The sequence below is a fragment of the Variovorax sp. 20P10.2.4 genome, assembly GCF_058244205.1.
In genome coordinates, this window is sequence record NZ_JBZAYE010000378.1 from 1 (window position 1) to 7,343 (window position 7,343).

General features: G+C 69.3%; 8 protein-coding genes. 1 reads left to right on the forward strand and 7 read right to left on the reverse strand.

Features of this window, described 5'->3' with window-relative positions; all coding sequences use genetic code 11:
- From AC27VN_RS27455 to AC27VN_RS27480, 6 genes are all read right to left on the reverse strand, one after another.
- Positions 1–248: hypothetical protein (locus tag AC27VN_RS27455; RefSeq protein ID WP_490878575.1), on the reverse strand; the 248-nt coding region annotated here is incomplete at its 3' end.
- Positions 249–418: 170 nt separating this feature from the next.
- A complete protein-coding gene (locus AC27VN_RS27460) occupies positions 419–787 on the reverse strand; it encodes a hypothetical protein (RefSeq protein WP_490878576.1) in 369 nt (122 codons plus the stop codon).
- A 5-nt stretch (positions 788–792) separates the two neighbouring features.
- The gene (locus AC27VN_RS27465) at positions 793–2,265 is read right to left on the reverse strand and encodes a DUF1501 domain-containing protein (protein ID WP_490878577.1); all 1,473 of its coding nucleotides are present in this window, start codon (positions 2,263–2,265) and stop codon (positions 793–795) included.
- 43 nt (positions 2,266–2,308) lie between these two features.
- The gene (locus AC27VN_RS27470) at positions 2,309–4,150 is read right to left on the reverse strand and encodes a DUF1800 domain-containing protein (RefSeq protein ID WP_490878578.1); all 1,842 of its coding nucleotides are present in this window, start codon (positions 4,148–4,150) and stop codon (positions 2,309–2,311) included.
- Between the two features lie 210 nt (positions 4,151–4,360).
- Complete coding sequence (locus AC27VN_RS27475; RefSeq protein ID WP_490878579.1) at positions 4,361–4,708, reverse strand: hypothetical protein; 348 nt, start codon at positions 4,706–4,708, stop codon at positions 4,361–4,363.
- Positions 4,709–4,842: 134 nt separating this feature from the next.
- Positions 4,843–5,787 carry an adenylate/guanylate cyclase domain-containing protein gene (locus tag AC27VN_RS27480; protein WP_093341862.1) on the reverse strand — a complete coding sequence of 315 codons (945 nt, stop codon included), beginning with the start codon at positions 5,785–5,787 and terminating at the stop codon, positions 4,843–4,845.
- Between the two features lie 346 nt (positions 5,788–6,133).
- On the opposite strand from AC27VN_RS27480, the gene AC27VN_RS27485 reads away from it, so the two are divergent.
- Positions 6,134–6,469, forward strand: coding sequence for a hypothetical protein (locus tag AC27VN_RS27485; RefSeq protein ID WP_093341860.1), 336 nt, complete (start codon positions 6,134–6,136; stop codon positions 6,467–6,469).
- Positions 6,470–6,556: 87 nt separating this feature from the next.
- On the opposite strand, the gene AC27VN_RS27490 is transcribed toward AC27VN_RS27485, so the two are convergent.
- The coding region (locus AC27VN_RS27490) for an LD-carboxypeptidase (RefSeq protein WP_490878580.1) at positions 6,557–7,343 on the reverse strand (787 nt) is incomplete at its 5' end.

Sequence of the window (7,343 nt, forward strand, 5' to 3'; positions counted from 1 at the left end):
TCGCCCTGCAGCGGGCCGGCCATGCGGCCGTCGGCGATCGCGTCGTCGTAGAGCAGCGACTGGCCGGTCTGCGCATGGAAGCGGCTCAGCGCGGCGGCCAGCGGCAGGCGCGGAATGTCGAAGTGCATCGGCGCCGCGGGATCGGCCACGGCGGTCCGTGGCGCGTCGGCGCGTGCGGCCGGCATGCCGCCCAGGAGCACCGCCACCGCCATCAGTCCCGCCGCGAGCTGTGAACCCGCTGCGGGCATGCCGGATCGAGGAAGGAGGTGCAGGAAAGGTGCATGCGCGGCGTGTTCGGAGGAGCCGGGCCGTGGACGTCGGGACCATCGCAGCCGGGGCGAGCCGGATGGTGACTGCGCTGCGTGACGGATTCGTGTCCGTGCGATGACAGGCGGCGCCGCGCTGGCCGCCCGGCACTTCAGCGGCCCGTGCCGGCCTGCCTCGAGCGGCCGCGCACGCGCTCGTAGCGGTAGACCCGAAAGCCCTCGTCCTGCACGAAGCCCACGGGCTCCCAGCCGCGCGTCAGCGCGCAGTCGGTGATCTGCGCCATCTGCACGCCGAGGTAGTCCTGCAGCACGTCGTCGACCGCGAGCTCGAACTTGCGCAGCTCGCGGTCCAGCGCCTCGATGGCCGCGATCGCGCCCTCGACGCTGGCGAAGGGCCGGCGCCGCGCCAGGCCGAGGCCGGGCGTCGAGGGCGGTGCCTCGCGGCGCGGCTTCGGACCGAAGTCCACGCTGATGCCGCCCTCGACGCTGTCGAGGCTACCCATCAGTGTCACGTGGCCCATGATGTTCATCCCATGAATCCCACGTCGCGCGGATACGCGATGCCGTTGGCCGTGCGCCCGAAGTTCTTCAGGTTCGGCAGGATCCCGTCGAGCTGGCTGTCGGGCACGCCGAACCAGCGCGCGAGCGTGGCGGCGTACTGGTCGACCGAGGTGGTGGGCAGCAGGCGGCCCTGGCCCACGTGCCACTGGTCGGCATCGGCCGCGGTGTTGCCGATGCTCACGGGCGGCGGCGTGCCGTAGATCGCCCTGCCCTTCACCGCGCCGCCGACCACGAAGTGATGGCCGCCCCAGCCGTGGTCGGAGCCGTCGCTGTTGTACGAGAGCGTGCGGCCGAAGTCCGAGGCCGTGAAGGCCGTGACCTGGTCGGCGAGTCCCAGCGTCGCCATCTGGCGATGGAACGCGGCCATCGCGTCGGACAGTCGCTGCATCAGGCCGGGCTGGTTGGCGATCAGGCTGTCGTGCAGGTCGAAGCCGCCCATCGAGACGAAGAAGACCTGGCGCTTCACGCCCAGCGAGGCGCGGCCGCGGATCAGGCGCGCGACCATCTTGAGCTGGCTCGCGAGGCCGTTGTTGGCCGGGAAGGCGCCGGCGGGAAAGTCGCTCTGGATCGCCGTCGTGACCTGGCCCTCGGCCTTGACCGCGCGCCGGACCACCTTGCTGTATTCCTCCTCGAGCGTGTGGCCGCGTGCCTGCTGCGCGAGCTGCTGCATCGCGGCCTTGACGGTGTCGGAACCGAACAGGTTGCCGGTGTTGGTGCCCACGCTGTAGATGCGCACCGCGCCGCCGGTGCCGACCTGGTACTGCAGCGCCTGGTCGCCCGAGAGGAACACGGCATTGCCCGACACCGACATGCAGGTGAACAGCGCGCCGGTGTTGCCCGACAGCACGAGGTCGCCGATGTTGCCGCCCCAGCCCACGGTCGAGCCCTCGGGCGAGGACGACTGCCAGACCGACTGCTGGTCGTTGTGCGAGAACAGCTTGGGCGGCACCGGCCAGGACTTGCGGTTGCCGCTGTCGTACTGGGCGCGCGTGAGCGGCGCGATCAGCGGGCCGACGTTGAGCTGCACCGCCACCTTGCCCTCGTTGTGGAACAGGTCGGCCAGCGCGGTCATCGACGGATGCAGCGCGTACTGGCGCCCGCCCGGCAATGCCTGCGTGGGCGCGAGCAAGGTGGGCAGCAGCTGGGCGCGCGCGATCGCGATGCCGCCGCCGGCATCGCCGTTGCCGCCGCGGATCTGGCTGTACTTGCCGTAGCTGTCGGTGTCGTACGTGACCACCGTGTTGGCGTAGTCGTTGCCGCCGTAGAGGAAGACGCAGACCAGCGCCTTGTAGTCGTCGCCGGGCGCGGCCTGGGCCGCGGCCTCGCCCATGGTCGCGAGGTTGAGCGCGAACGGCAGCGCGGTGCCGGCCATCGCGAGCTGGCCCGAGCGGCGCAGGAAGGCGCGCCGGGTGTGGCGCGCGGGATCGATCAGATGCATGGGCGCCGCTCCTGGCTGGCCGTGTTCGTCGGGGTCATGGGGTTCATTTCTGCACCAGGTATTCGGGCGCGCCCATCACCAGCATCACGGCCGCGTAGACGCGGTTGAGCCGGGCGCCCTCGCTGCTGCTGGCGTTGAGCGCGGGCGTGGCGAGCGCATTGGTGATCAGGTTCACGGTGGCGCTCGAGAGCTGGTTGCCGGTCAGCAGCAGGTTGAGCCGCTTCACGAGTGCCGCGGGGTCGAGCGCCAGCGCCTTCTCGGCCGTGTAGGCGGCGCGCACGTCGCCGTTGTCGATGCCGTAGGGCAGCGCGTTCTGCAGGAAGTTGAGGTAGCCGCCCACGCTGGACTCGTTGACGATCTGGAACTCGGGCGCCACCAGCTTGCGCTCGGCGATGGCGGTGGCCGGCGGCACGTAGCCGGGCCGGAAGTAGTTGAAGACCGAGGGCGAGCGCAGCGGACTCTGGCCCAGGCCGTAGCTGGCATTGCTCTGGTCGCCGATGCGCCAGGTGCCCTTGGTGGAGCTCACGCCGAAGCTGCGGCCCCATTGCGCGAGCCGCAGCATCGGTTCGCGCAGGCGGCCGAAGTCGGGGCTGGCCAGGCCGGCCGGCGCGCGCGCCTCGTCGTCGATCAGCACGGCGGCGAACACCGCCTTCATGTCGCCGCGCACGCCCGCGCCGTTGTCGGCAAAGGCCGCCGCCACGCGCTTCACGTAGGCCGGGCTCGGGTTGCTCGTGACCAGCCGCTGGATCAGCTGCCGGCCGATGAAGGGTCCGACGTTCGGGTGGTTGAACAGCGTGTCGAGCGCGATCTTGAGCGCGGCGGCGCCGGGCGTGTTGGCGGGCACGGTGGCGCCGAGGAACTTCGCCTCGAGCATCGAGTGGCGGCTCGCGACCAGCACCATCGGCCGCGTGGTCCAGTCTCGGGTCTCGACGGTGTAGCTGGCGCCGGGCGGGCGAAAGCCGTTCTCCTCGCCGGGCTTGATGTCGAGGTCGTAGCCGGTGAAGACGCGCGCGAGCTGGGTCACGTCGTTCTGCGTGTAGCTGTCGAGCGGCTGGCCGTCGGCGCCGGTCTTCGGCGTGCCGTCGGCCTCGAGCTGCTGCAGGCCGATGCTCATGAGCTGCATGACCTCGCGCGCATAGTTCTCGTCGGGCTGGCGGCCGCGGTTGTTCTCCTTCTGGTTGCCGCGCGTGTTGAGGTAGAAGCCCATCGCGGGATCGAGCGTCACGGCCTCGAGCAGCTGGCGGAAGTTGCCGCTGCTGCCGGCGGCCAGCATGTCCCAGTACTGGGCCATCATGTGCGTCGGCCAGCTCGAGCCGATGTCGTTGGCCGAGACCACGAAGATCTCGCTGAGCGCGAGCGCCATGCGCTTGCGCACCGCGTCGCCCGACAGCATGAGCTGGCGCCAGACGGTGGCGTCGATGTCGGTGGCGTTGTAGGGCTGGCTCTCGACCCATTCCCAGGCGGTCTGGGTGCGCGGCGCGCTGAACTGCTGTTCGAGCCAGGGCAGATAGCCGAGGCTGCGCACCGCGGCGATCTCCGGCTCGGAGGCCGAGAACTGCGCCTGCAGCAGGAAGCGCGCGGCTTCGGCGTCGCTCTTGGCCTGCAGGTAGTGGTAGGGGCCGGTGTCGGCCGGCGTGGCCGGATCGGGCTGCGGGTTGGCGCCGCCGCTCGCGCCCGGGAAGATGCCGCCGCCCGCGCCACCGCCGCCTCCTCCGCCGCCACAGCCCGCGATCAGCGCCGGCATGGCGAACAGCGCCAGTCCCTTCAGCGCCTTGGCCGATCCCGTGTGGGTGGGCGTGCCGTGGCCATCCCCGTCCCGCGCCAACGGCGCATCCCCCGTCTCATGAGCCGCTGCCTGCTGGCCGGCTTCTTCCGTGTCGAACATGACCCTCGCTCCTGCGGCGCCCGCGCGCCGATGGGGGTCAGGAGGCAAGGGTCATGCCCCACCGGTTTCCGTGGATCGGAGGGCCGGAACCGGCGGACTTTCGGCTTAGGAATGTGAACTTGTGTGACTTTTTCGTCGTTCAAGAAACACAATTTGACAATTCCTGTCGCGGATTGTCTTCAGCAAGCGCTCAGGCGGACACGGCGCGCGTCAGTCGTCATCCCCGTCGTCGTTGGGCGCGCGGTACGGGTAGCCGGGGCCGTAGTAGAGCCGGCCCGGCGGCGGCGCGATCAGCGGTGCCGGCCGGTAGTACACGGGCGGCGGCGGTCGGTAGTACACCGGCGGGGGCGGCGCGTAGTAGATCGGCGCGGGCTCGTAGTAGACGGGCGGCGGCGAGTAGTACGGGGGCGGATAGCCCACGCCGGGCGTGCCGATCTCGATCGACCAGTGGCCGCGCGCGTTGGCGGCACCGGCCGCGAACAGCGAGGCGAGCGCCACGGCGGCGAGCGCGGCCAAGTGCAGGCCGCGGGACGAGGAAGAAGAAGGCTTGAGGTTCACTGAGGGCTCCCGGTCCAGGCTGGCTGGAAACGACCGCGAACGGCGGTCCGATGCACGAGCAACGCCCGGCCCCCGCGCCCCGTGCACGCCCGGCCACCGCTTCTGGTAGCCAAACGTGACGAGGCGGCCGCCCTTCAGCCGACCGAGCGGCGCGACAGCAGCACGTCGCCGCCCATGGTGTTGAAGGCGATGGTCGGCGCGCTGAAATCGCTGAGCGGCGCGCCGAGCCCGATCTCGCCGCTGCCGTGCAGCACGCATTCCTCGCGCCGCAGCGCGATCTCGCTGCTGGGCCCGGCATTGCCGTGGAAGCGCACCCAGGTGCCGTAGGTGCTGATGTCGGTCAGCACGCAACTGCCCTGGCGCAGCTCGATGCGTGCATGCAGGCGCGACACGCGCGGATCGTTGACCACGAACTCGGCGTCGTCGACGCGGCCCAGGTGGATCGGCAACTGCTCGGTGCGGAACATCGAGCGCACGTCGAGCCAGCTCAGCTCGATCTGGCCGAAGTTCGAATCGGCATGGCGGCTCGCCATCAGCGCGGCCGGTACCGTCAGCGAGGCGGTCACGTCCTCCTGCCAGTCGATGCGATGCACCACCGAGAGCTCGCTGCGGCCGCGGATGTTGATCGGGCCGAGGTCGCGGTGATGGACCGAGCCCTCGGGCAATTGGGCGATCACCGATTCGGTGGCCCAGATCTGGCTCGGCCCCGCGAGATCGCTGAGCCGCGAGGCCAGGTTGACCGCGTCGCCGAAGCAGTCGCCGTCGACCTCGAGCACCTCGCCGCTGGCCACGCCGATCTGCAGTTCCATGCGCAGCGGCGCGGGCCAGGCCAGCAGGCGCTTCTGGTGCTGGCGCTGCAATTCGATCACCGACTGGATCGCGCCCGCGCCTTCGGCGAAGAGCGCGAACACGCCATCGCCCAGCGACTTCACCACCCGGCCGCCATGCTTTTCGCACACCGCCCCGATCCATTGCGTCAGGCGCGTCACCGTCTCGGTGGCCCGGGCATTGCCCATCGCCTCGAAGACCCGGGTGCTCCCGGTCAGGTCCGCAAACACCACAGTGGAGTTGACAACCATGTTCTGAATTCGGCCTCACCGCCGTTGTTTTGAGTTTTCTTATCTCCGACCGGACACGGAGAACGCCGAAATCCGGTCATCCCTGGACGGGTTTGTACCGTCAAATCCTTCACCAAGTCGCACTATTCTGAAGAGGAAGAGTGAGCTGTCGGATAAATACTGTGGGCCATGTAGGAAAAGTCCTGCATTTTCCTTAATACTTTAGAAAACACTCCTCAGTTTTTGCTCGAACTGCTACGTAAAGTGTGTTGTTTTCAAACAAGAAACAATGTTCCACAACTTGTGTCTTGATCATCGCCCGATTAAGGTAACCGCCACCTTTGCTCCTGGTGTTACGTAACTCGCCATGTCGATCATCCGTCGTCTGCTTCGTCTGCTGCACCTTTCGGGTGGTGCCAGTGCGCGCACCAAGGATCTGCAGCTCGGCCGCATCCGCAGCGCGATGCTGTCGCTGCTGCCATCGCACGGCGGCCACTCGGTGCAACGCGTGAGTCAGCGCGTGCGCTTTGCCGCCGATGTCGAAACCCTCTGGTATCTGCGCCAGGACGTGATGACCGCGCTGAGCGCGGTCGACGGCGAAACCGCCGCGCGCCGCAAGATGAAGGGCATCAACAGCATGTTCGAAGGCGGATTGCCGGGCTCGATGGGACCGCGCACGCACCAGCGCATTCCCCACCACTGATGTAACGGACGGCAGGCGGTCGCGAGCTGCCTGTCGTTCGCTTCGAGGCGGCCTCCGGGCCGCCTTTTTTTTGGCGCGCGCGGCGCCTCAGTGCGCGTGGCCGTGGTCGGCGTGGTCGCCGTGCGCGTGGCCGTGATCGTGGCCATGCGCATGCCCGTGCGGCCTCGCGCTGCCGTGCGGGTGATGGCCCCACACCATGAACACGTCGCGCCCGTCGGCCGCGAGCTCGACCTTCGCGCCCACCGGCAGCAGCACCTTGGTCGGCACATGGCCGAACGGCAGGCCCGCGATCACCTGCACCTTGCGCAGCTGCGCGCGCAGCCGGTCGATCACGGTGTCGAGGCCGAAGCCGCGGTCGTAGCCCGGCACCTTGCGCATGCCGGTGAACTGGCCGAAGACGATGGCGCGCTGGCGCCCGAGCACGCCGGCCATGCGCAGCTGCTCGAGCATGCGCTCGATGCGGTAGGGATGCTCGTTGATGTCCTCGATGAACAGCACGCCCTGGTCGACCGCCGGAAAGTACGGCGTGCCGAGCAGGCTGGTCAACACGCAGAGGTTGCCGCCCCACAGCACGGCGTCGTGCACGGGCTTGAGCTTGAGCGCCGCATCGCGCACCGGCATGCGCCAGCCCGTGCCCTCGCCCTGCCCGCTCGCGAGATCGTCGAAGCAGGCTTCCATGATGTCGTCGGGCCCGGCCTCGGCGCCGAAATCCTCGCCCACCGCGGGGCCGGCCCAGGTCACGGCGCCGGTCTTCGCGAGCAGCGCGTTCTGCAGCGCGGTGAAGTCGCTGAGGCCGACGAACTCGGTGCCGCGCTCGATGGCCTTGGCCAGCTTCTTGAACGGCACGCCGTCGAGGATGCGCGTGAGGCCGTAG

Excerpts from the sequence above, each read along its gene's own strand:
- AC27VN_RS27460 (WP_490878576.1), bottom strand. The coding sequence starts at position 787 with ATGGGCCACGTGACACTGATGGGTAGCCTCGACAGCGTCGAGGGCGGC.
- AC27VN_RS27465 (WP_490878577.1), bottom strand. The coding sequence starts at position 2,265 with ATGCATCTGATCGATCCCGCGCGCCACACCCGGCGCGCCTTCCTGCGC.
- AC27VN_RS27470 (WP_490878578.1), bottom strand. The coding sequence starts at position 4,150 with ATGTTCGACACGGAAGAAGCCGGCCAGCAGGCAGCGGCTCATGAGACG.
- AC27VN_RS27480 (WP_093341862.1), bottom strand. The coding sequence starts at position 5,787 with ATGGTTGTCAACTCCACTGTGGTGTTTGCGGACCTGACCGGGAGCACC.
- AC27VN_RS27485 (WP_093341860.1), top strand. The coding sequence starts at position 6,134 with ATGTCGATCATCCGTCGTCTGCTTCGTCTGCTGCACCTTTCGGGTGGT.